The 24,110-nt window shown below is 69.9% G+C and carries 19 protein-coding genes; 9 read left to right on the top strand and 10 right to left on the bottom strand.

Annotated elements, in window-relative coordinates; translation table 11 throughout:
- Positions 1-17: 17 nt before the first annotated feature.
- Complete coding sequence (locus HOV77_RS14655; RefSeq protein WP_290862467.1) at positions 18-338, bottom strand: hypothetical protein; 321 nt, start codon at positions 336-338, stop codon at positions 18-20.
- Between the two features lie 4 nt (positions 339-342).
- On the bottom strand, positions 343-756 hold the full coding sequence (locus HOV77_RS14650; protein ID WP_290862465.1) for a YbaB/EbfC family nucleoid-associated protein: 414 nt from the start codon (positions 754-756) through the stop codon (positions 343-345).
- Between the two features lie 99 nt (positions 757-855).
- Between HOV77_RS14650 and HOV77_RS14645 the strand changes: the two genes are divergently transcribed.
- Positions 856-1,992, top strand: a complete 1,137-nt coding sequence (locus HOV77_RS14645) for a S8 family serine peptidase (RefSeq protein WP_290862463.1) — start codon at positions 856-858, stop codon at positions 1,990-1,992.
- Positions 1,989-2,645, top strand: a complete 657-nt coding sequence (locus tag HOV77_RS14640; protein WP_290862461.1) for an SUKH-3 domain-containing protein — start codon at positions 1,989-1,991, stop codon at positions 2,643-2,645. Before HOV77_RS14645 ends, HOV77_RS14640 begins: the two co-directional genes overlap by 4 nt.
- Before the next feature lie 35 nt (positions 2,646-2,680).
- Here HOV77_RS14640 and HOV77_RS14635 read toward each other — a convergent pair whose 3' ends face one another.
- The 4 genes from HOV77_RS14635 to eccD all read right to left on the bottom strand — a co-directional run bounded on the left by HOV77_RS14635 (position 2,681) and on the right by eccD (position 6,176).
- Positions 2,681-2,983: a WXG100 family type VII secretion target gene (locus tag HOV77_RS14635; RefSeq protein ID WP_290862459.1), complete on the bottom strand. Its 303-nt coding sequence runs from the start codon at positions 2,981-2,983 to the stop codon at positions 2,681-2,683.
- A gap of 11 nt (positions 2,984-2,994) precedes the next feature.
- Entirely contained in the window at positions 2,995-3,333 is a 339-nt protein-coding gene (locus HOV77_RS14630; protein WP_290862456.1) for a WXG100 family type VII secretion target, read from the bottom strand.
- 63 nt (positions 3,334-3,396) lie between these two features.
- Positions 3,397-4,797 carry a type VII secretion protein EccB gene (gene eccB, locus HOV77_RS14625; protein WP_290862454.1) on the bottom strand — a complete coding sequence of 467 codons (1,401 nt, stop codon included), beginning with the start codon at positions 4,795-4,797 and terminating at the stop codon, positions 3,397-3,399.
- Between the two features lie 2 nt (positions 4,798-4,799).
- Positions 4,800-6,176 (bottom strand): type VII secretion integral membrane protein EccD, encoded by a 1,377-nt coding sequence (gene eccD, locus HOV77_RS14620; protein WP_290862452.1) that lies wholly within the window; start codon positions 6,174-6,176, stop codon positions 4,800-4,802.
- 86 nt (positions 6,177-6,262) lie between these two features.
- Here eccD and eccCa point away from each other — a divergent pair, with 86 nt between their 5' ends.
- The 5 genes from eccCa to HOV77_RS14595 all read left to right on the top strand — a co-directional run bounded on the left by eccCa (position 6,263) and on the right by HOV77_RS14595 (position 17,716).
- Positions 6,263-10,252 carry a type VII secretion protein EccCa gene (gene eccCa / locus HOV77_RS14615; RefSeq protein ID WP_290862655.1) on the top strand — a complete coding sequence of 1,330 codons (3,990 nt, stop codon included), beginning with the start codon at positions 6,263-6,265 and terminating at the stop codon, positions 10,250-10,252.
- Positions 10,253-10,281: 29 nt separating this feature from the next.
- A complete protein-coding gene (locus HOV77_RS14610) occupies positions 10,282-12,291 on the top strand; it encodes a hypothetical protein (protein ID WP_290862450.1) in 2,010 nt (669 codons plus the stop codon).
- Positions 12,284-14,710, top strand: a complete 2,427-nt coding sequence (locus HOV77_RS14605; RefSeq protein ID WP_290862448.1) for a hypothetical protein — start codon at positions 12,284-12,286, stop codon at positions 14,708-14,710. Before HOV77_RS14610 ends, HOV77_RS14605 begins: the two co-directional genes overlap by 8 nt.
- A gap of 65 nt (positions 14,711-14,775) precedes the next feature.
- On the top strand, positions 14,776-17,058 hold the full coding sequence (locus HOV77_RS14600; RefSeq protein ID WP_290862446.1) for a WXG100 family type VII secretion target: 2,283 nt from the start codon (positions 14,776-14,778) through the stop codon (positions 17,056-17,058).
- A gap of 115 nt (positions 17,059-17,173) precedes the next feature.
- Positions 17,174-17,716, top strand: a complete 543-nt coding sequence (locus HOV77_RS14595; protein WP_290862444.1) for a dihydrofolate reductase family protein — start codon at positions 17,174-17,176, stop codon at positions 17,714-17,716.
- Positions 17,717-17,719: 3 nt separating this feature from the next.
- On the opposite strand, the gene HOV77_RS14590 is transcribed toward HOV77_RS14595, so the two are convergent.
- The 3 genes from HOV77_RS14590 to HOV77_RS14580 form a co-directional block, all read right to left on the bottom strand.
- Entirely contained in the window at positions 17,720-19,384 is a 1,665-nt protein-coding gene (locus tag HOV77_RS14590) for a right-handed parallel beta-helix repeat-containing protein (RefSeq protein WP_290862442.1), read from the bottom strand.
- Positions 19,381-20,049 carry a hypothetical protein gene (locus tag HOV77_RS14585; RefSeq protein WP_290862440.1) on the bottom strand — a complete coding sequence of 223 codons (669 nt, stop codon included), beginning with the start codon at positions 20,047-20,049 and terminating at the stop codon, positions 19,381-19,383. The genes HOV77_RS14590 and HOV77_RS14585 overlap by 4 nt, the downstream gene beginning before the upstream one ends.
- An 81-nt stretch (positions 20,050-20,130) precedes the next feature.
- Positions 20,131-20,676, bottom strand: coding sequence for a hypothetical protein (locus tag HOV77_RS14580; protein ID WP_290862439.1), 546 nt, complete (start codon positions 20,674-20,676; stop codon positions 20,131-20,133).
- A 155-nt stretch (positions 20,677-20,831) separates the two neighbouring features.
- On the opposite strand from HOV77_RS14580, the gene HOV77_RS14575 reads away from it, so the two are divergent.
- Both HOV77_RS14575 and HOV77_RS14570 read left to right on the top strand, forming a co-directional pair.
- A complete protein-coding gene (locus HOV77_RS14575) occupies positions 20,832-22,784 on the top strand; it encodes an amino acid permease (RefSeq protein ID WP_290862653.1) in 1,953 nt (650 codons plus the stop codon).
- 28 nt (positions 22,785-22,812) lie between these two features.
- Entirely contained in the window at positions 22,813-23,484 is a 672-nt protein-coding gene (locus tag HOV77_RS14570) for a class I SAM-dependent methyltransferase (protein WP_290862437.1), read from the top strand.
- Here the strand turns inward: HOV77_RS14570 and HOV77_RS14565 are convergent.
- Positions 23,481-24,110, bottom strand: a complete 630-nt coding sequence (locus HOV77_RS14565) for an alpha/beta family hydrolase (RefSeq protein ID WP_290862435.1) — start codon at positions 24,108-24,110, stop codon at positions 23,481-23,483. The two genes, HOV77_RS14570 and HOV77_RS14565, sit on opposite strands and share 4 nt — an antisense overlap.

Here is a 24,110-nt window from a genome sequence, read left to right as displayed (position 1 = left end):
CCCGGTCCGGCCGGGACTCAGGCCGGGATCGCGCGGGTGTTGTCGTCCTCGGCGGTCGTGGTGCCGTTGATCGCCTTGTTCACGGCGGCGCCCACCGTGCCGAGTCCCTCGGCCAAGGTACGCGTCGACTCGGTGATCTTGGTCGACGAATCGGTGTAGTTGGAGCGAAACTTCCGCCCGCCCTCATCGTCGCCGAACAACGGAGACTGCGCCTCCATCGTCTTGACCAGGTCCAACGCGTCGGAGACGACGTCGTCCAGGTTGCTCAACGCGGAGTTCAGCCGGTGCGCCGCCGTCTTGGCGCCTTCGGGGTCGGGAACGTTGGTCAGGTCAGCCATCGCTTCAGCCCTTCCGCAGGATGTCGGCGAACCCGCCGGTGATCGATTCCAGTAGCTGCTCCGGGCTGCCGGCGAGTTCCGGCCGGCCCGCGAGCTCGGGTGGGAGCAACGGCTCGCACAACTCGATCATGCGTTTCTGGGCGGCGTCGGCGGCGACCCGGATCGTCTCCTCGATGGTGTTCGCCAGCTCGACCGAGTCCGGCTGGTGATAGATCCCGGGGTCGAGCCGCAGCGAGCGAAGCTTGCCGTCGGCGCCCACCACCACGGTGACCAATCGGTCGGCCGACACCGCGGTCACCTCGATCGTCCGCAGCTGCGTCAGGACCGAGCTGAAGCTGGAGGTCGCCCGCTCGACCTGCCCGCGCAACAGTTCAGCGCGGGATCGCAAAGACTCCACCATCTCCCGATCGGCCGCCATGCATACAAAGGTAACCGCGATCTGTTTCTAATGCGATACCTTGATCGTCCACAAGCTCCAGACCATCATGGACGGTGGAATCCGGAGGGAAGGTCTTCCGTGCATCGAGCCATCCACAGTGTCGCCGCGATCGGTCTGCTGGGGATCACGGTGGGAGTCGCCACGCCCGCTGCCGCGCAGGCCGCGCCCTGCGCCAACGGTCGAGCCGAAGGGGTTCAGGCCGTCACCGCCCTGCCCTGGGCCCAGCGCTGGCTCGATCTCGAACACGCCTGGCCGCTGGCGTCCGAGGGCGCCGGCGTCCGCGTCGCCGTCCTGGACACCGGGGTGGACCGCCGCCATCCGCAGCTCGCCTCGGCGGTGCTGCCCGGCCGTGACTTCGTCGACGGCACCGACGGCCGCGTCGACTGCACCGGTCACGGCACGGGGGTGGCGGCCCTGATCGCAGCCCGGCGCGATGCCGCGGTGGGGTTCGCCGGAGTCGCGCCCCAGGCGCAAATTCTGCCGGTACGCGTAACGGACCGCATTCAAGCCGACATCAACCCGGTGACGGTGGGGGCCGGGGTGGATTGGGCGGTGGCAAACGGCGCCCGCGTCATCGTGATCGCGTTCTCCGTGGGCCAGGAGAGCGCGTCGTTGCAGGCGGCAGTCGCCCGAGCCGTGGCGCAGGACGTCGTCGTGATCGCCGCCGCCGGGGAGGGTGACGCCGGACGGTTTCCGGCCGCGTACGACGGAGTGATCGGGGCCAACGCCATCGACTCCGCGGGTGCGGTGAGCGACCAGGCGCGTACGGGGTCGATAGTGGACTTGGCCGCGCCGGGGGCGAAGATGACGACGGCCGCCCCAGCGCGGGGCCACACCGTGTACGACGGCGGCTCGGACCTCGCCGCTGCCGTCGTCGGTGGCGTCGCGGCCCTGGTCCGGGCCCAGCGGCCGGACCTATCCGGGGCGCAGGTCGCCACCCGGTTGGGGGCGACCGCCGATCCGGCCATGGGCAGTGGTTCGGCGTACGGGCAAGGGATCGTGAACGCGGTGCGCGCCTTGAGCGAGCCGCTGACCGAGGCCGCCCCGGGGCCGGTCGAGCGGATGCCGTCGCCGCAGCCCAAACCGCGGCGGGTGACCGGCGTCGGCCCGATCGTGGCAGCGACGTGCGTGGCCGCGACCGTTCTGGTGATGGTCGGGATGGGACTGCGGCGCCTGCGCCGCCGGATGGCGTGGGGCGAGCGGAGGCAGGTATGAGGATCACCGAGGCGCAGGCCCGGGACATCGCGGAGGAGTGGGCCCGCGGTCATCACCCGGAGTCGCAGGTGTGGCTGCACCCGTTCGATCTGGGATATGTGGTCGGGCGGGACACGCCGGAGTACGGGCCGGAGGACGGGATCGTCCTCGACGCGCACGTGCGGGCGATCGTCGACGGCGATACCGGAGCGCTTACGGTGTGGTCGACGCTGCCACCGGAGGCGGTCGCCGACGCCTATCGCGCCGTACGCCGTGCGGCCGAGCGGTTCTCGCCGCAGACGCTGGCGCTCCTGCGGCTCGCCGGCTGGCGACCGGGCCGGGACGCGGCCTCCGCTGTGGACAGATGGTGGACACGGTGCACCCCGCCCGGTACGCCGCTCCCCGATCCGATTCGGACAGTGCTCCGGGAGTTCGCCGCGCTACGGATGACCGCGATCGGGCTCGTCTTCGAACCGGAGTCCCCGTCGGCGGAAGAACCGGTCCGGCTGCTCGACGTCGACGGGCGTACGGCGTTGGTGGTGGCTCGGGCGGGCAAGGCGGATCTGATCGTGGCCGAGAACGGCGCGGTCTACCGGCGCGACGGCGACACGATCCAGCCGCTCGGCGGCGACTTCGACCGGGCACTGGCCCGAGTCCTCGGTCATCCCGCCTGACTCTTCAGCCAGGCGGGAACGCAACGGTCCGCTGCTCAGGCCGACCAGGATCCGAGGATCTTGACGACGTTCGCCTCGGTCTCCTGCATGTGGTTGTTGACCTTGATGACGCTGCCCTGGATGGACTGGCGGACGAATTCCAGCAGCTCGTGGGCCTGCTGCCACTGCTGCTGGATCTCCTGGTAGGTGTCGTCGCCCTGGCCCTGCCAGGTGGCGAGCACACCGGCGAGATCGCGCTGGAGGCCGGTCACCACGTTCTCGACCTCGCCGGCGGCGTTGTCGATGGCGCGTACGCCCTCTTCGATGGTGCCGAACTCGTAACGAACCAGATCAGCCATGGTCTGCCTCCTTAGCCCAGTGCCGAGGTGATGGGCGAAGCCGGGATGTCGCTCAGGGACTGCTCGACCAGCGCCTGGCGCTCCTGCTCGGTCTGCTCGTAGGTGCCGCCCGAGCGCTGGATCAGCTCACCCAGCAGCTGAAGCGAGTAGTAGATCTTCTCGAGGGCGACGTCGTACGCGTTCCAGACCAGGTTGAACTTGTTGTTCGCCCCGCCCTTCCACGCTTCGGCGTACAGACCTTGAAGGGTGGAGTTGAGCCTCGTCTGGATGTCGTTGAGATCACCGTAGGCGGCATGGACCTTGGTGGCCGCGACGGCCAGCTGAGGCCCTTCGAACTGAGTGTGTGACATCTCTGCCTCCCGTTCGGGGCGCTCCTGGGTGGAGAGCTTCGATCGTGCCGTAAACGATATCTGCTATGGACGGAGCCGAGAAGTGTCCACAGGTGACATTGGTGTTACCGCAGCCTGGCGGGCGGCCTGAGGATCCAGCGCCACTCCTTCGGGCAATCGGTCCAATAGGGACGACGGGAGGAGGACGGGTGTTCCGGCGTACCCGAGGGCGGCGGCCGTCCGGTCATCGGGGACCGCGTGGCGTACGCCGAGATCGCTGATCAACATCAATGGTCCGCCGGTCGCCCCTGAGCTGGCCATCGACCGGACCATCACGGCGTGCCCCGGCTCGACGAGAATTGCGTCGGCGAGCGGCATCCCGCCCCGGCCGGAGGCTCGGCGGGGAACCACGGTCGCGATCCGGGCCGGGAATCCGCCACCGGTGGTGATCGTCAACTGATCGGCGAGCATGTTGGCACAGACGATGCCATCGTCGGCCGCGGCGGCGAACTCGGGCACGTTCGGTGGCGGGGCGCTGCCGGCGAAGGTCATGGGCGGCAGGATGTCGACGCCGGCGAGCCGGCCCTGATCAAGCGTGACGGGGTCGGTGTGCGTACGGCGGACGAGGATGCGTTGCAGCGGGGTGACCTCCTGCAAGCCCTCCCGCCGGACGACGTACGCACGATCGCCGACCTGGACGATCTGCCCGACCTTGACGCCGTCCAGCTTCGGAGCCGGCTCGCCGAGTCCGGTCACGGCGATCGGGCCGAGCGTGGCGCCGAGCGGGATCGGGGCCAGCCACGCGTCCCCGACAGCCAATCCCTGCTGGACGGAGAAGCCCAGCGCGGGCAGGACGTACTGCGGCTCGCGTACGGGGTAACGGCGGCCCGACCAGAGGACGTATCGCGTCCCGTCCGGCCCGGCCAGCAGGATGGCGCGCTCGGCCAGCTCGGTAGGTGTGTCCGGCTGGGTTCCGGCGAGGATGACCGTGACCGGCGTGGGCCGCCCGGCGGTGTCCCGGCGCAGCACGGTGCACAGGCTCCACGCCCCGGACAGGTAGTTCTTCGCGGGAACAAGGTCGCCCGGCGCACCCGGCAGCCCGAGCAGGGCACCCTTCGGCCAGGTCAGCGAGGCGCGGGCGACCTTCACCGAGGCGGTGCCGCCCATGATCAGCGCGGCCGAGGTGTAGTTGGCGGTCGGATACAGCGTTCGCGCGGTGGCGTCGCACACGTAGGGTGCGCCCGACTCCTTCTCGACGATCACCGATTCGCAGCTCTGCCAAGCCCGGCTGCCGCTCGGAAACACCAAGCCGATGACGGCGGTCGCGCCCAGCGCGATGGCCAGCAGCATGATTCCGGCGAAGATGGTCCCGCCCGCGTGCCGGCCCGCCCAGTCCAGCGGATCCGGTCGATGCGACACGAGCGCCTTGATCTGGCGCTGATGCAGGTACTGCCGGGACTGGATGAGGTCGCGTCGGCTGAGCACGGTCAGCCACCCAGTCCGCGCATGAAGCCGAACAGTCCCAGCACCAACGCCGCCAGGATCGGGACCGCTGCCGTCGCGAGGAAGGTCGCCCAGTCGCCGAGCCGCCCGAGCTGCGGAGACGGCGTACGCCGGGCGAACCGGCGACCGGCGGCCAGCGCGATGAGGGCCACGGCCAGCCCCGCGGCCACCACCGCCGTGGTCACGCCGACGGAGCCGCTCAGGCTGCTCCACGCGTACCAGAGGAGACTGACGAGGGCCAGGAGCCCGACGGCCAGGAGCGGGACGCGGTGGCGGACCGTGGCGAAGGCTCGTGACCGCAACGCGCAGATGAGCCCGATCGCGCCGATGAGCCCGAGTCCCGCGCCGCTCGCGTGCATGGCCAGGAGGACCGCGCAGGTGGCGAGGGTGGCGCAGGCCCCGCCGAGGAGGCCGGTGAGCAGCCGATCGGAGCGGCGGACGGCGGAGCCGAGTAGATCGGCGGGCGGATTGGCCGCCTCCGCCTGGCCGGTCAGGGTCGGCACCGGCGGCGTCGGCACGCCCCCCGCGGCCATCGCCCACCGGGGGAGGGTCATGAGCGCCAGCGCGGCGACTCCACCCACGACGGCGGCCGCACCCTCCACTGTGGCCCAGTCGATCGCGGCGAGGACGGCGACCACGGCGAGGCAGGCGCCGAAGGTCGCACCAGCGGTGAAGAAGACGTCGTCCCGGACGAGCGCCCGCCCGACGACGGCGGCGAGGAGCAACCCGGCGAGCCCGGCGGTCAGCGGCCACGGCCGCATTAGCTCTCCCGGAGCGGGCGCGCTGATCAGCACTGCGCCGAGGGCGGCGTAGAACATGGCGAACGGTGCGGTGAGCCGGGCGGCGGAGAGTCCGGGGTCGATCCGCTCGTCGATCACCGCTGTGCCCAGCAGGACCGCCGCCACCAGAAGAGAGGTGAGGCCGGTGAGCCAATTCGCCGGAGTGGACGCGAGAAGCACCAGTCCGGCCGCGAGCACGACAGCCGCCGTCCACCAGCCGGTGCGCACCGTCGCTCCGGCGCTCCACACTAGACCGAGGCGCCCCGCCCGCTCGGCGATCGCCTCCGCTACGTCGTCGAACGCGGGCTCCGGCCAGTGCTGGTCGCGGGGGGCGAGCACCAGCGTCTCGCCGTCGAAGATCTCCTGGGCGGCCAGTGATCGGGCGGGGTCGAGGCGTCCGCCGTCGATCCGCCGCAGCACCCAGCCACCGTGGTCGACGCCGTCCTCGGCCAGCGTCCGCCCGGCGTGCCGGAGCACCGCCGGCAGTACGCCCGCCAGCGGAACGTGCTCGGGGACGGCCATCTCGACCCGGCGATGCGGGGCGATGACGATGATCCGAGCCAGTCCTGTCTGTTCCACCATGGACCGTCCTCCCCGACGACGGCGTTCACAATAGACAAGATCGGTCTCCTCGTCACTATCATGTGCCGGTGGCGACCACCATCCGGATGCGCCGGCCGCGGCGGAACGCGCCGCCGTTCCCCGCGGGCGAGATCGTCCTGGAACCCCCGTCCGAGATCCCCGAGCCCGAAGGCGGGATGGGCTCCCGGCTGATGATGATCCTGCCGATGATGGCCGGAGCGGTGGCGATGATGCTGCTGTTCGCGGGCAACTCCGGCGGCCTTCTGCGGATGATCACCGGTGGGCTGCTCGGCGTGGCGATGCTGGGCATGGTGGGTACGCAGTTCTCCCGGTTCGCCGGGAGCAGCAAAGGTGAGATGACCAAGCTTCGGCGGGGTTACCTCTTCGAGCTGTCGGGCGTACGCCGGACGGTCCGCTCGGCGATCCGCACGCAGCGCGCGGCGGAGTACTTCCGCCATCCCGAACCGGGTCTGTTGTGGTCGCTTGTCGACAGTTCCCGGCTGTGGGAGCGCCGCCCGGCCGATCCCGACTTCGGCCAGGTACGCCTCGGCCTCGGCGCGCGGGACCTCGCGACGCCGCTGGTCCCCCCGCCGTTCGTCCCGGTGGAGAAGGCCGAGCCGGTCAGCGCGGGCGCGCTGCGCCGCTTCCTGACCACCTACCGGCAGGTCGATCAGCTGCCCATCGTCGTGGCGCTCGACGGGTTCGCCGCCATCCACCTGCACGGCGACCTGGAACAGGCCCGGCATCTGGCCCGGGCGATCGTCGCGCAGGCGGCGTTCTTCCACGCACCCGACGATCTGCTGGTCGGCGCGTGCGCCGGCGACAAGTCCCGCTACCTCTGGGAGTGGGTCAAGTGGCTGCCGCATGCGGCGCATCCGGAGAACACCGACGCGCTCGGCCCGTTGCGGCTGGTGACGACGTCGGTCGCCGCCCTGGAGGCGATGCTGGAGGAGACGCTGTCGACCCGGCCGCGCTTCAACCCCGCCGCCACCGAGATCAGCATCGAAGGCCCGCATGTGCTCGTCGTCGTCGACGGCGCCGAGACCGCCGGGTCGGACCACCTGGCCGCCGACGGCGGGGTCGAGGGCGCGACGGTCGTGTGGATCGGCGGCGAACCGCCCCGGCACCCGGACCGCAGCACGCTGGTCGTGAAGGTCGGCTCGGACGGCAAGCTCACCGCCACTACGCACGCCGGATCGCAAGTGCTCGGGTACGCCGACGACCTGCCGGTCGTGGTCGCGGAGTGCCTCGCCCACCAGCTGTCGCCGCTGCGGCTGGCTCGCGCGAGCACCGGCGAGCAGGCGATGACGTTCACCCATGACTTGACCGATCTGCTCGACATCCCCGACCCGTACGCACTCGATCCCGAGGTGACCTGGCAACCCCGGCCGAACCGGCAGCGTTTGCGGGTGCCGATCGGCGTCGGCCCGGACGGCGAGCGCATCGAGTTGGATCTGAAGGAATCGGCGCAGGACGGCATGGGCCCGCACGGCCTGCTCATCGGCGCAACCGGCTCGGGCAAGTCCGAGCTGCTCCGGACGATGGTGCTGGCGCTGGCCGTCACCCATCCGCCGGAGATCCTCAACTTCGTGCTCGTCGACTTCAAGGGCGGCGCGACCTTCACCAAGCTGGATCTGCTGCCGCACACGAGCGCGGTCATCACCAACCTGGCCGACGAACTCCCGTTGGTCGACCGCATGACAGATGCGATCAACGGTGAACTGGTACGCCGTCAGGAGCTCCTCAGAAGGGCGGGCAACTACGCCTCACTGCGCGACTACGAGCGCGCCCGGCTGGCGGGGGTGCCGTTGGAGCCCGTGCCCAGTCTGCTGATCGTCTGCGACGAGTTCTCCGAGCTGCTGTCGGCCAAGCCCGACTTCATCGACATGTTCGTCCAGATCGGACGGTTGGGGCGGTCGCTGGGCGTACACCTGCTGCTGGCGAGCCAGCGGCTGGAGGAGGGGCGGCTGCGTGGTCTCGACACGCACCTGTCCTACCGGATCGGCCTGCGGACCTTCTCGCCGATGGAGAGCCGCGCCGTGTTGGGGGTGACCGATGCGTACGAGCTGCCCCGGGCGCCCGGCCACGGGTTCCTCAAGTTCGGCGTCGAGGCGTTCACCAGGTTCCGCGCCGCCTACGTGTCCGGCGTCCATCGGCGTACGCAGACGGCCGCGGTCTCCGACGCCGCCGTCTCGGTCACGCCGTTCGTCTCCGGATACGTCGCCAAGTCGGCCGCGGAGGAGGCGAAGTCGCTCGTGGACACTGACGATCTGGAGTCGGCGACCGGTGACACTCTGCTCGACATCTTGACCGATCGGCTGACGGGGCACGGCTCGCCCGCCCACCAGGTTTGGTTGCCGCCGCTGAGCGACTCGGTACCGATCGACGCCGTCCTCGGTGACGTGACCACCGTGCCGGGGCTCGGCCTGACCGTCGCCGACCCCACGCGCCGGGGCACCCTGGATGCGCTCGCGGGCGTCGTCGACCGCCCGTTCGAGCAGCGTCGCGAGGCGTTGCGGTTCCAGCTCTCGGGGGCGGCCGGGCATATCGTCGTCGTCGGCGCGCCGCAGACCGGCAAGAGCACCCTGCTGCGCTCGATCATCCTGGGTCTCGCCTTGACGCATACGCCGGACCAGGTGCAGTTCTACTGCGTCGACTTCGGTGGCGGCGGCCTGGCCGCACTGGCGGATCTGCCGCACGTCGGCAGCGTCGCCAGCCGGCGTGAGCCCGACCTGCTCCGGCGGACGATCGCCGAACTCGTGGCGCTGCTCGGCGAACGGGAGCAGTTCTTCGCCGACCACCGGATCGAGTCGGTGGCGGCATTCCGGCGACGGGCCGCCGACGGCGAGTTCGGCGACCAGCGCTGCGCCGACGTCTTCCTGGTCATCGACGGCTGGCTGACCCTGCGCAACGACTTCGAAGACCTCGAGCCGAAGGTGCACGACCTGGCCAACCGGGGCCTGACCTACGGCATCCACGTGATCGCCGCCGCCAACCGCTGGTTCGACCTGCGCCCGTCGGTCCGGGACTTGTTCGGCTCGCGCGTCGAGCTTCGGCTCGGCGACCCCTCCGACTCGGCCATCGGTCGGCGGGCGGCGGCCAACGTCCCCCAGGACGTGCCGGGCCGGGGCATCACCGCGGAGTCCTATCAGTTCCTCGGCGCGCTTCCGGCGCTCAGCTCGATCGGGCCCGCGACCGACGAGGGGGTCAGCTCGATCGGGCCTACGACCGACGAGGCGCTCAGCTCGATCGGGCCTACGACCGACGAGGCGGTCACGGCGATCCGGGCCGCCTGGACCGGCCGGGTCGCGCCGAAGGTGCGGCTGCTGCCCGAACGCATCGAGTACGCCGAGGTGCTCGCGGCCGCCGACCGCCCGGAAGTGCCGATCGGACTGGGGGAGGCCGACCTCCGCCCGGTCTACCTCGACCTCGACGCCGATCCCCACTTCCTCGTCTACGGCGAGACCGAGTGCGGCAAGTCGTCCTTCCTGCGCATGCTGGCTCGGGGGATCGCCGATCGGCGTACGCCGGACCAGGCCCGGATCATCGCGCTGGACTATCGGCGGAGTCTGCTCGGCACCATCCCGGCGAGCCACCTGATCGGCTATGCCACCAGCGCCGACCAGGGTAAGCAGATGCTGACCGAGGCATACGCGTCGCTCCGTAAGCGCCTGCCCGGCCCGGACATCACGCCGGAGCAACTGCGGGCCCGGGACTGGTGGACCGGACCGGAGTTGTTCGTGCTCGTCGACGACTTCGACCTCGTGGCCGGCGACAAGAATCCGCTGCTCCTCCTCCAGGACCTGCTGCCGTCGGCGCGCGAGGTCGGGTTGCACCTCGTCATCACCAAGCGGGGTGGCGGGGGCGGCCGGAGCGCGTTCGACCAGACCCTCGTACGCCTCAAGGAGGTGACGACGCCCGGACTCGTGATGTCCGGCGACAAGAACGACGGTCCCATCCTGGCGAACGTCCGGGCCAGTCACATGCCGCCCGGTCGAGCCTGGCTCGTCACCCGCAAGGACGGCGCGCGGCTGATTCAGGCGTCCTGGCTGGACAGTCCACATGGCACTTCCTAGGAGCTCTTCCAGCCGGTACGCTGCTGATCGTGGGGGACGGTGACCTTCTCCAGGCGGAACTGGAGGGTCTGCGCGCCTTCAGCGGGGATGCCCGCAAGGCGGCCCTCGGTTTCACCGGCGTCGCCGGCGAAACCCTCCCCGACATCGAAGCGGCCGCATACGACATCGGGAACCCGCCCGGTTTCCTGGAGATCGGCCGGTTCAGCCGGGTCGCGCTCGCCGACCTGAAGGTGCTGCGTTCGTTCAGCCTCGACTTCGGCGACGGCCTGTCGAGCACCGGGTACGCCGCCGACCTCGCTGCGGGCTGGTACTCCAAGGTGGAGCAGCGGGGGAAGAAGACCCTCCAGAAGATCGAGGATGCCCTGGTCGCGGGCACTGCGCCCGGTCCGGACTACGGCGACGAGGTGACCGTCCCGGCCGCGCCACCGGCCGCCCCCAAGGACTACGGCTACGCCCGGCCCGACGATGTGCGTACCGGCTGGGACAACCTGAGCCTGGAGCAGATCAAGGCGCTGGTCCTCGGCGTGGATGTGACCGCCGTGACCGACCTCGCCGCCGGGTGGCGTCGCGTCGCCGACGCCATCGCGGCCGCTCAGCAGCGCTTCGGCTCCGACGTCAAGAGCATCCATTGGTATGGCGAAGGCGGCACGGAGTTCCACCGCAATGTGGACAAGACGATCGCCTCGGCCAAACGGTGGCGCGCGAGCGCAGACGAACGCGCCGCAGCTTATGAGCAGACGGCGATCCGCATCGCCAACGCCCAGACCGCCATCCGGAACGTTTCGAACACGCTGAAGTCCACAACGGACGGTCTCAAGCTCGACTACGCCCAAGCGGACACGCCGAAGAAGCAACAGAACGTGCTCGACCAGATCGACGACGCCAAGACCGAGGCGGCCGACTCGGCGCGCGACATCGCCAAGACCCTCGGCAACGCCCTCGCGCTCACCGGCGACGTCTGGGATCCGGCCGATCGTTACCGCGGCCTGCTCGGTCTCGATCCGGCTCCGCCCACCGCCGGGCTCGACACGCCGGGCGACGGACCGACGGCGACTCCGCCGAAGGTTCCCGGTCCTAACGGCGGCCCGCCTGACGTACCCGGGCCCACGCCGCCCAGTCCCGGTCCGCCTACTCCAGGTCCGCCCGGTCCGTCCGGTCCCGACAAGCCTGGCGACGACTCTGCTCCGACCGGTTCCGGTCCGAGCGTCTCACCGCCATCACTTCCTGGTACGCAGAAAGAAGGTGTCGGCGGGGCGGCCGTCTCGGCGACGCCACCGCTGATTCCGGGCTTCGGCGTACCCGGCGTCGGGGCCGGGGGCGCGCCGGTGCTCAGCGGCCGTCCGCCGATCGCGGTGCTGCCACCGTCCATAGGCGACGGTGCTCCCGGAACCGGTGGCGGGCTGCCGATCAGCTGGCGGGGTGGGCTGTCGCCGTCCATCAACGGACGCGGAACCGCCCGGCCGTCCGGCGCCCGGCCGCCGGTCACCCGGCTTCCGGGCGCATCCGTCGAGGCACTCGACCCGTTCGACCGGAACTCGGCTCAGCCGCCGCCCGTCCATCGGCTCGACGACGGCGCACTTCCGATGATGCCCGGGCTGGCCGGGCGTACCGGGCTGGGCGGTCTGCCGGGCGCGGGTGGTGGGGTCACGTCGCTGCAACCGGGGTCGATTGTGGACCGCTCCGGCCTCGTGACCGGGCGCGCGGCTCGACCGCACGTGACCACGCATGGAGACGAAGACCTGCCGCCCGGGATGGCGCTCGGCCGCCGGCCGTCGCCCGGCGTACGCCTCGACGGCCGCTGGTCGGCGTCGTCGCGCGCGTTCGCCGGCCCGATCGTGGAGGCCGTCGAGACGCAACCGCGGCCGGATGTGCTCCGCACCCGTACGGTCAGCCGGGGTGGGCCGCGCTGGACCGAACCTGTTCCCACGATGCCGACCGAACCGTCCGGGACCCCGGGCAGTGCGCCGCGATCCGCCTCTGCCGGCGGCTCGGCGGACCAGCGGCGTCGAGCTCGCCGGGCAGGTGAGCGCCATGGCTGACGGCATCGGGGGCATGGTCCAGCACACGATTCCGGAGATGACCACCGCCGCGGGCAACATCCGCAAGCGTGCCGGCAGCTTCGAGAAGTCGTTCGGCGGGGTGCTCGCAGGGACCCAGATCCCGTATCGGGACGGCGACGACGGGCCGATGGAGGACATCTCCGAGACGATGGTGCCCGAGAACCCCGCGCCCGAGGTCGGCTACTGGGGTGAATACCGCTACTTCACCAGCAGCATGAAGCTGCAGATCGGCGGAGTCGGCAGTGGTGGCGTCATCGGCTTCTTCGGCACCGCCGCCAAGGGGATCAGGTCGTACGCGACGGCCGCGGATGCGGTCGCTCAGCAGTATCAGTCCCACGAGATCGACTCCGAGAAGCAGCTGACCACAGTGGACAAGGTCCTCGGCGGGCAGTTCGGCATGAAGGTCGAGCAGTACGGCGACTACCTCGGCGTGGACTACGCCACCCCGGCTGAGGACCCCACTGAGCGTACGCCGACCAAAGGTACCGACCCTGGGCGTACCACCTGGGACAACATGGATTTCGAACAGGCCATGCGCACCTTGAAGTCGGGCCCGTGGATGCCGATCTCGGACGCGGCGCGACGGCTGGACCTCCTGGCCGACGAGCTGACCAAGGCCCGGTCCGCGTTCTGGGGTGAGGTCGGCGAACTGGCGACGACGGACGGCGACGGGCCGATCTGGAAAGGACCCGCATCACAGGCGTACGCCATGCAGGCCGAGCGGACCTACGACTCGTTCACCCCGTGGATCTCCGGGCTGGCCGATCGGTCGAAGGCCCTCTACAAGGTCGCCGCGACGATCAGCCTCGCCTGGGACGAGGCCGACCGCATCATGACCGAACGCGACGAGGCCGTCGGCAAGCAGTTCGGCATGATCGACGGAATGCGAATGGCCGCCAACGCGCTCTGGAGCTGGTGGAACAGCCTCGACCGGGTGGACCAGTCCTTCTACAAGGACAACTACAACACCCAGAAGGCGATCATCGAGCAGAACGCCAACAACGCCGCGGACGAGATCGCCCGGCTCCGCAAGGAGGCCACGGAGAAGATCCGCAAACTGGGCAAGGCGACCAGCGACACGGTGCACACCAAGGCGCCCTGGAAGATGCCCGGGCCCTATCAGGGCATGTTGCTCGAAGACGGAACCGCGCCCACCGTGCCGACCGGGCCGAAGACTCCTGGGGCTCCGAACATCGGCGGCACCGGCCCCGGTGGAGGTCCCGGTGGTCCGGGTGGCGCTCCCAACGTCAACAGTCCCAAGGTTCCCGGTGGCGGTGCCAAGCCCAAGCCCAATGTGAAAAAGCCGACGGTCCCGAAGGACAACGCGCGGCAGCCCGTCGGCAACAACAACAAGGGCAACAACAACGGGGGCAACAACAACGGCAACGGAAACACCACGCCGCCGAACATTCCCACGACGCCGGCCACCGGCAACGGCGGCAACCCGGGTGGCGGCAACACCGGTGGCGTGACCCCACCGAATATTCCGGACGTGCCGGGCGGCGGCGGCAATACCGGCGGCGGCAGCCCTGGCGGCGGTGACACCGGTGGCGGCACGACCCCCGTCGTGACCCCGCCGTCGATCCCGGGCACCGGGACCGGTGGAACGGGCTCGGGAACCGGCGGCACGGGGTCCGGCTCCGGCGGAGTCGTCGTGCCCTCGGTGCCGACGCTGCCCGGGTCGTCCGGCTCGGGCAGCGGAACCGGGAACAACAACGGCGGCGGACCGGTCGTGACGCCACCCTCGATTCCCGGCACCGGTGGCGGGACCGGCTCCGGCACCGGCGGAGGGACGGGCTCGGGCAGCGGCGGCAATCCCGGCACGGTCCCGATCCTGCCTGGTGGCGGCACCGGTGGTGGCACGGGCGGCGGTTCATCCTGGGGCAACCAACCCTGGACGCCCGAGCCGATCGTCCCCGGCGTCTCCCTGGACGGCCGCACCGGCCTCGGCGGCGGAATGGGCGGAGCCGGGGGGTCCGGCGAGGGCGGGCCGTTCACGGGAACTCCGGTCACCCCGATCCAGCCCGGTGTCGAAGGCGGCTTGACGACCAGTGCGATCGGCGGGGGCGGCGGCGACGGCACCTCGAGCCCGTTCTACCCGCCGATGATGCCGCCGATGGGCGGCGCGGGCATGGGCGGCATGGGCGGCGGCGGTGGGGGCGGCGGTCCCAGAGCCACCCGTCGAGGCGCTCCGAGGCTGGTCGACTCCCAAGGCATCATCGACAAGTCGGTCCTCTCCGGCCGGGCGAAGAAGCGCCGGGCTCCGGAGACGACTGTCGAGATCGAGCAGATGACCGATCCGTGGCTGACGGATCAGACCGCCGCTGCCGAAACCACTCCCGTGGTCAGCTCGGAGCCCGACGCCACAACGGCGATACGTCGGCAGTCGCCCCTCTAGCAGGCTCGTACGCAGCGGAAGCGAGGAACGCAGTGGCAGGCGAGGTGCACGTCCACGGTGGCGACATGCTGGACTGGGTTCACGACTTCATCGGCTTCGAGAAGAGCTTCAGCGGCGACACCGGCGACATCGTCTCCGGCGCCGGCAAACATGTGCGATACGGGACGAACGACAACATCACCGAATACCTGGCCCAGGCGAAGAACGGGTGGACCGGTGGCGCGAACCTCCCGGAGGTGGCCTTCCTCCTGCAGACGGCGTCGGCGTACCTCGGCGGGCCGGCGACGGGCGTGCTCGGCTATCTGGGTGTCGTCGGCGACGGATTGGCCTCACATCGCAAGATGGTCGAGGTCGCTGCGGCGGAGTACGGGAACAACGAGGTCTACGGTCAGAAGGAGTTCGACAAGATCGACGAACGGATCCTGCACAAGACCGGAGTCGAGCTTCTGCACCCGGGGATGTATGTCGATACGTATCTCAGCATCGCGGCCGAGGACGACGTCGCTAAGCGCAGCACCTTGCCGACGGCGGATTCGCCACCCGCCAGCGATTGGGGCGACATCGGCTATCCGGAGGTCCTATGGACGATCTTCGGCGTACGCCCGGAACCCTTGAAGCATCTGGCCACCGGATTCGGCGTGATCGGCAAGCACCTGCTCACCTACTCGTCACGATTGCAGAAGCGCGTCGGTCAGGTCACGAACCCCAAGATCTGGTCGGGCGACGCCGCTGATGCCTTTGAACTAGCGTCCGACAAGGCCGTCCGGTCGATGGCCGACTGGAGCTCGAAACTCCACACCTTGTCGCAGACGCTCGGTCGTGCGGCGGAAGCGATCAGCAGCGCGCAGGAGACCGCCGAAGGCGAGCTCACCAAGTTCCGGACCGACATCGACAACCTGACGATCGAATACAACAACCGGATCGCCTATGCCCGAGCGCATGGCAACCAGTGGATAGACAACGACCAATCCGGCCATACCGAGCAGGACCTCATCTACGGCTATCACAGCGAAGTGGACCGCATCCAGCACTTCTTCACCAAGCGACTGCGGGAGATCGGCCGGGGGATGAGCGAGGGGATCGTCGCGAACTCGGTCTGGCGACCGCTGCCCGACGCGTACTCCGGCATCATGTTGGAGGCGGCGCTGAAGCCCGTCAAGCCGACCGAACGCAAGCCGACGAAGCCCCCGTCCAACGGCCCCACGAACACCGGGCCAACTGCCGGGCCTAGGGTCAAGCCACCGAACACGAAGACCCAGAAGCCGCCCAACACTCAGTGGGTGCCGGGCGAGGGTTGGATACCCGGTCCGCCGATCGATCCGAACGAGGTCGCTGCCGCGGTGGCGGCTGCCATGGCGGCTGCGGCGGCCGCTGCGGCCAAGAACCCGGACAAGAACAAGAACAACAACGCCCCGAGCACCGACGGCACCGCGATAGAGCACGGGACCGGCAAGGGGAATCCATTCGCCGAGGGTACGAAGATCGGCGGGAATCTCGACGGAAGTCCCTACACCGGTGGCCCCTTCGGCAACACCGGAGCGAACAACGGCACCAACGGCAGCACGAACAACGGCACCACCGGTGGCGTGACCGCGCCGTCCATTCCCAACCTCGGCGGTGGGTCCACCAACGGCAACACCGGGACCACGGGAGGTGGCATCGTGGTGCCTACGATCCCGACGTTCCCGACCGCCCCCGGCTCGAGCAACGGATCCACCAACGGTGGAGGCGGTGGAGGCGGTGGTGGCGGCATCACGGTGCCGACGATTCCCAGCACGGGTACCGGCTCGACGCCGAGCCCCTCCGGCGGTGGCGGGAATCCCCCGGTGACCGTGCCGATCACGCCAGGCAGCGGTACCGGGAACACCAACAACGCCAATCGTCCGGACTGGTGGGACGACAACCCCTGGGACAAGCCGGACTCGCCGGTGTCGCTGGACGGCCGGAACGCCGATCCAGGTGGCGGAGGCGGCGGTGGAGGCGGCGGTTCGCCGGTCACCCCGATCCCGCCGGGCGACGCAGGCCCGGCCGGCACGGCAGCTACGACGATCGGGACGAACGCCGGAGCCGTCGGAGCGGAACAAACGCCGTACCTGCCACCGATGATGCCGCCGATGGGCGGCGCGGGCGGTGGTGGCGGAGGAGGCGGCCCCCGCCCGGTACGCCGAGGCGGCCCCAAGCTGGTGGATCCCGGCGTCGGCAACGGTCCCGCCGCGTTGAGCGGTCGAGGCAAGGATGCCAACGAAGCCAAACCGCAGGTCGTGTCGACCGAGGCCGACGGCTGGACCGTGCCGTCGCAGCCGGAGAAGGAGGAGCAGCCGGTCACCCGCGTCCTCGGCTCGGCCTGATTCGGCCCGCGGTGATCGATCTTTCACCGATAATGCGACAGACCGATGAGTTTCGCGATGACCGCCGGTCTACCCCCCCGACAAGCGAACACGCCCGCCTGAAGGGGAAAGCAGCATGGCTACCTTGGTTCTGAAGATGTCCGTTTCGCTCGACGGCTACGTCGCCTCGGCCGACGGGAGCACTGACTGGCTCGCCACCGGCGGTTCCGACGACGCCCTCGCCTGGACCGTCGAAACGATCAGCAAGGCCCGCGTACACCTCATGGGGGCCAACACCTACGAAGTCATGGCGGGCCACTGGCCCGGCGACGCCAGCCCGTTCGCCCAACCGATGAACGAGATCCCCAAGGCCGTCTTCTCGAACTCGCTCACGTCAGCCGACTGGAGCGAGACCACGATCGTACGCGGAGACCTCGTCGAAGGCGTGAACCGGCTCAAGCGGGAGTACGGCGACGGATATCTGCTGGCCCACGGCGGTACGCGGTTCGCCCGAGCGCTGGTCGAAGCCGGCCTGATCGACGAATACCGCCTTCTGGTTCACCCCGCCGTGCTCGGCGCGGGCGAGCGGATCTTTCCCGCGCCGCTCGCCATCGAGCCGTCGAGCACGACCGCCTTCCCAGGGGGAGCCGTCGCTCACGTCTTCGCGGCCCGCCGGTGACGATCAGGCCAGAACGGTGGCGAGATCGTCGAAGACGAGCAACTGGAGTTCGTCTCCGGAAGGAACCCGGCGCAGCTGCCGCAGTCGCTGGGCTTGGGCTTTCCGCATACCGTCGAACAACTTGCGGGCTTCGCGTGCATTGCCGAAGTTGCGATCGCGCTGCAGGGCCGAGAAGTAGCCGCCGATCGCGGCCAGCAACTGGTGGTCCAACGTGTACTCGTTGGCCTCGGCCATCGTGTTGAGGATGGCGACCAGTTCGTCCGCCTCGTAGTCCTCGAAGACGATGGTCTTGTTGAATCGCGAGGCGAGGCCGGGGTTGGCGTCCAGGAAGTCGTTCATCTCCCCGGTGTACCCGGCCGCGATCACGGCGATCTCGTGCCGGTGGTCTTCCATCAGCTTGACCAGGGTGTCGATCGCCTCCTGGCCGAAGTCGCCGCCCGACCCGAAGGTACGCGACAAGGTGTACGCCTCGTCGATGAACAGCACCCCGCCGAGGGCTCTCTCGAAGGCGGCCGACGTCTTCTCGGCGGTGTGCCCGAGGTACTGCCCGACGAGGTCGCGCCGGGAGACCTCGACGAAGTCACCCCGGGGCAGGATGCCGAGGGCCGCCAGCAGCTGACCGTAAATCCGGGCGACCGTCGTCTTCCCGGTGCCGGGCGACCCGGCGAAGATCAGGTGGTTGGTGGACTGGGCGACGGAGAGCCCGCCGCTGCGCCGCCACTCGTTCACCTGCAGCTCGTCGATGATGCCGTGCACCTCGGCCTTGACGCCGGGCAGCCCGACGAGGGCGTCCAGCTGGGCGAGCAGGTCCTCCGAGCGCGCCACATCCTGCCGCCCGGCCGCCTGGACCGGTTCGATCTTGGCCGCCGGGGGCCGGCCGGCCTCGACGATCTCGACCGTACTGCCGGGCGCGATCAGAATGCCGGGTGCGGCGGTCTGCTCGGCGACGCAGCCGGATATCTGGCCACCGCAGCCCGCCGCGAAGCTGATGCCGACGCCGCCCGCCTCGGTGATCCGGCAACGGCGCAGGATCGGGTTGCTCTGCTGAGCGACCGCGATCCCGATGTCCCCCGTACGCGAGATGCCGCAGTTCTCCATGGTCGGCCGCGAATAGTCGTAGATGTAGACGCCGCGGTATCCGGTGTCGGTGACCACACAGTTGCGCAGTACGGGGTCGGCCGACCGGATCAGGATGCCGTCGGAGACGATCTCCGAGATCGTGCAGTTCGTCATCGTCCCCGCGCACCCGTCGAGCTGTACGCCCAGCTGCGCCCCCACGACACGGCACCGGTCCAGCTCGAACTGGCAGCCGGAGCCGAGGTGGACGCCCGCGCCCGAGGCGGCCGACATCTCGCAGTCCAGCAGTTTCACGGTGGCGTGCCCGGCGGTCACCGCGGCCGCCTCCGCGCCGACGAAGCGCAGATGCCGCAGCTCGACCGTGCCACCGCGTACTTCGAGGACCGGCCACAGTGGATCAGCGGCCACCAATGTGACGGTGCCCGGCTCGGCGGCGATGATGCTGACCGTCCGGTTGTCGAGGCGGACGTTCTCGGCGTACTCGCCCGGGGCGACGACGATCTGGTCACCGGGGCGCGCCATCGTCAGAGCATCCTGAACCCGTGGGTACGCACCCGGCAGATCCGGCGAGACGTGCAGCGTTTCGCTCATGGCTTCTTGGTCCCAAATCGGTTCGTGCACACCTGCGCGGAGGGGGCGAATTCGTCGACGGAGAGCACTGCGACGACGACGAAACAGTACTCGACCTCGGGATTGAGCGGGTAAACCCGAATGGTTGCCGCCCCGCGCTGGCCGTCGGCCAAGGTGGTCGGATCACGGCCGATGGGCCCGCCGACCACATAGAACGCGGCCTTGCCTTCGCTGTGGTCGGTCAGCATCAAGGTGACCGCCACCCGTTCGTCCTTGCCCAACGTCACCTGAGGCGCCATCGCGGCGACCACCGATGCACGCGGCAGCGCCTCCGGCGAGGTCGTGGGGGAGGGACGGGCCGTGCCGCGACTGAACGCCACCGCGAGCGCGAAGAGGACGACGGCCGCCCCGAGACCGAGCAGCCACCGGCGTGCGCTGGAGACCGCGGCGACGGCGCTCCGGCGGCGTACCGGGGGAACCGGCGGAACGGGCGGAGCCGGCAGAACGGGCGGAGGTTCGGAAGGCGGCGGCGACGGAGGGGCGTCTTCAGTAGACGTCTCCAGCAAGTCCACTTGCGACGGCGTACGCACCGCAGTCGGCAGAAGCTCGCCGCACGTGGGATTCATGCAATACGAGCTGTCGCCGTGCTCCGTATGCCCACACACGACACAGGTGACTTTGGACATGCGCCTGATTCTGTCACGCCGACCCGCTCCGGGGCGAGGCGCGACAAGATCGCCGAAGCCGAAGCGAAGGGAGACAAGAGGTCACAGTTGGGCGGCGACGAACCAGCCGGTCAGGGCGAGCCAGATCCCCACCACGGCCGCGCCGCCGACGAGACTCACGACGCCACCGAGCAGGAAGGCGTACCCGATGGCATGGCCGGCCCGGGTGGCTCCTCGGCTCGCCCGGCGCGCGTCACCCGTCGTACGCCAAATCCAAGCGCGCAGCATCCGCCCACCGTCCGAGGACTCGCCGGGCAGGAGGGTGACGGCGGCGAGCGCGAGGTTGGCCAATCCGACGTACGCCGTCACCGAGACGCTCAGCCCACCCGCGCCGGTCACGGTCAGGACGACCGTCGTCACGCCGAGCAGCCCGCCCAGCCCCAGGCTCACGAGCGGCCCCGCCGCCGCCCCGGCAAGCTCGCCACGGGTGACGACGTGAGCAAGCTCATGTGCCACGGCGCACAGTCCGAACGCGACGAGGGTGACGAGCGCCGCGACCAGGTATTGGCTCGCCGACCGGCCGGGATGCGCGGCGGGCAGGCGTACGGCGGCGAGCCCGCCGACCAGGACCGCCACGATCAGCAGCACGCCACTCTCAACAATCAGATACTTCGCGAACGGGGACTGTCGACGCATAACGCCGTGGTTCCCTGCGCGGGTTTGGGCAAACCCCCTATCGTGATCGAGTGCCGCGTGAGACCCAACCGAAGAGCCAGCCGACCAACGACTTCGCGATCCCCGCGATGGTGGAGACGCCCGGACCCCGGTCCGGCCCGCGGGGATCGCTGGGCCGCTGGCTGCTCCAGCACCGGGTGCAGGCGGTCGTCGGCCCCGAGGCTGAGGAAGGCCACGCCAAGCCGCAGTCCTGGTGGAAGGTCATGTGCCTGACCGGCGTGGACTACTTCTCAACGTTGGCCTATCTGCCGGCCATCGCCGCCCTCGCCGCCGGCGCGCTGTCTCCGCTGGCCACGCTGCTGATCGTCGCGCTGACGCTGCTCGGCATGCTGCCGATGTACCGCCGCGTCGCGAAGGAGAGCCCGCACGGGCAGGGCTCGGTCGCGATGCTGGAGGACCTGCTGCCGTTCTGGCGCGGCAAGGTGTTCGTGCTGGTCCTGCTCGGTTTCGTGGCGACGTCGTGGATCGTCACGATCACCTTGTCGGCCGCCGACGCCTCGGTCCACCTGCTGGAGAACCCGCATGCGCCGGGCTTCCTGCACGGTCACGCCGTCCTGATCACCGTGGTCTTGCTGCTCATCCTCGGCGGGGTGTTCCTGCTCGGGTTCAGCGAGGCGGTCGGCGTGGCGATCCCGCTCGTCGCGATCTTCCTCGGCCTGAACGCGATCGTGGTCGTCGTCGGGTTCGTGAAGATCTTCACGACCGGCGGCGCGTGGGCGAACTGGACCGACGCGCTCACCTCGAGCCACAGCGGCTGGACCGGCTTGATCGGCCCGGCCGTGCTCGCATTCCCGCTGCTGGTGCTGGGTCTGTCCGGCTTCGAGACCGGGGTCAGCATGATGCCGCTCATCGCGGCCTCCGGCGAGGACCCCAAGGCTCGTCTCCGGTCGCGGATCAAGAACACCCGTAAGCTGCTCACGACGGCTGCCGTCATCATGTCGGTCTATCTGGTCGCGACCAGCCTCGTCACCACGATCCTCATCCCGGCCGACGAGTTCCAGCCGGGTGGGGAGGCCAACGGCCGCGCTTTGGCGTACCTCGCGCACGAGTATCTCGGCGAGGGCTTCGGCACCCTCTACGACATCTCCACGATCCTCATCCTCTGGTTCGCGGGGGCGTCGGCGATGGCCGGGCTCATCAACATCGTGCCGCGCTACCTGCCGTCTTATGGCATGGCACCCGAGTGGGGGCGCGCGGTCCGCCCGGTGGTCATGGTCTACACCGTCATCTCGATCATCATCACCATCGCGTTCGGCGCCGACGTCAACGCGCAGGCCGGCGCGTACGCCACCGGCATCCTGGCCATGATGGTCTCGGGCGCGGTCGCGGTCACCATCTCGGCCGTCCGCTACCGGCAGAAGTGGGCCTCCGCCGGCTTCGCGCTCCTCACGCTCATCCTCTTGTACGCCTTGGGCGAGAACATTCGCGAGAAGCCGGACGGCATCGCCATCTCCGCACTGTTCATCGCCGGAATCGTGGCCGTCTCGCTCATCTCGCGGGTGAGCCGGACGACGGAACTGCGGGCCGACAGCATCGAGTTCGACGACCGAGCCCGGCGGTTCATCACCGAGTCGCTGGAGTACGACGGGGCGCTGAACCTGATCGCCAACCGCCGTCAGGACGGCGACCCGGCCGAGTACGCCGCGAAGGAGTCCGAACAGCGCGGGATGAACCCGGTGCCGGGCCGGGCCGACGTGCTGTTCCTGGAGATCGACATCGTCGACCCGTCCAAGTTCAGCGACGTGCTCCGCGTGCACGGCGTCGAGATCGGCGGCCACCGGATTCTTCGGGCGCAGAGCCCGGCCGCGCCCAACGCCATCGCAGCGATCCTCCTGAGCCTGCGCGACGCGACCGGCGTACGCCCGCACTGCTATTTCGAGTGGTCGGAGGGTTCGCCGCTGTTGCACCTGTTTCGGTACCTCATCCTGGGCCGGGGCGACACGCCGCCGGTGGTCCGCGAGATCATCCGGAAACTTGAGGCCGACCCAGCCCAGCGTCCGGGCATCCACGTCGGCGGCTGACTTCCTCGGTTGGTTAGGGTTTGCGACCATGATCGAACGCAGCATGACCGACCGCACCACCGCCCGCCGTCTGGCCGCCGAATCAGTGGCCGCCGGGGAGCCGACCGCCTGGTTCGAGACCCTGTACGCCGCCGCCGAGCAGGGCGAAGCCGTCGTGCCCTGGGCCGACCTGGAGCCGAACCCGTTCCTCGTACGCTGGGCGGCCGCCGGTCGCGCTACCGGCCATGGTCGGGCGATCGTCATCGGCTGCGGACTGGGCGACGACGCGGAGTACCTGGCCGGACTGGGGTACGCCGTGGTCGCCTTCGACGTCGCCCCGACCGCGGTCGCGGCCGCCCGCCGCCGGTTCCCGTCGTCCGAAGTGGACTACCGAGTCGCCGACCTGCTGGATCTGCCCCCGGACTGGATCGGGGCCTTCGATTTCGTCCTCGAGGTCTACACCGTCCAGGTGCTGCTCGACGAGGCTCGGCGTACGGCGATCGCGAACAGCGCCGCGCTCGTCGGGCCGGGCGGAACGTTGCTGGTGCTGGCCCGCGCCCGCGACGAAGACGGCGACCCCGGGCAGATGCCCTGGCCGCTGACCCGGGCGGAGATCGACGCCTTCGCCGCGGACGGGCTGAGTCCGATCGCCGTCGACGAGGTGCTGGATGACGAAGATCCTCCCGTACGCCGCTGGGTCGCGGAGTTCCACCGTTCCTAGAGGTGCTGGTCGAACCAGTCGGCGGCCAGTTCGGCGACCTGACGAAGCGCGCCCGGCTCCTCGAACAGGTGCGTCGCACCGGGGATGATCGCCAGCCGGGACTGGGACAGTAACGAAGCCGCCTGCCGGTTGAGATCGAGCACCGTCGAGTCGTCGCCGCCCACGACGAGCAACGTCGGCGACGACACCAGCGGCAGATAAGGCCCGGCCAGGTCGGGCCGGCCGCCTCGGGACACCACCGCGGCGACTTCGATCCCGGGTTCCGTCGCCGTGATCAGAGCGGCGGCCGCCCCCGTGCTGGCCCCGAACAAGCCCAGCTGCACGGCTGCCAGGTCGGGCTTTTCGCGTATCCATAGACAAGCGGTCTGGAGCCGCGCGGCCAGCAACGGAATGTCGAAGCGGGACTTCTCCTCGATCTCCTCCTCGACGGTGAGCAGGTCGAGCAGCAGCGTGGCGTGCCCGCGGGCCTGGAGCAGCTCGGCGACCTGGCGATTGCGCGGGCTGTGGCGCGAGCTGCCGCTGCCGTGCGCGAACACGACGAGGCCCCGAGGCTGCGCCGGGACGGTGAGGGTGGCGGCGACCTCGCCCTGGCCGGTCGGCAGCGGAATCGTGACGTCCTCGGTCAT

It is taken from the genome of Hamadaea sp. (assembly GCF_013362815.1).
In the GTDB taxonomy this organism is placed as follows: Bacteria; Actinomycetota; Actinomycetes; order Mycobacteriales; family Micromonosporaceae; genus Hamadaea.
Note: the sequence above shows the minus strand (reverse complement) of the source record. Positions and strands in the feature narration are given on the sequence as shown.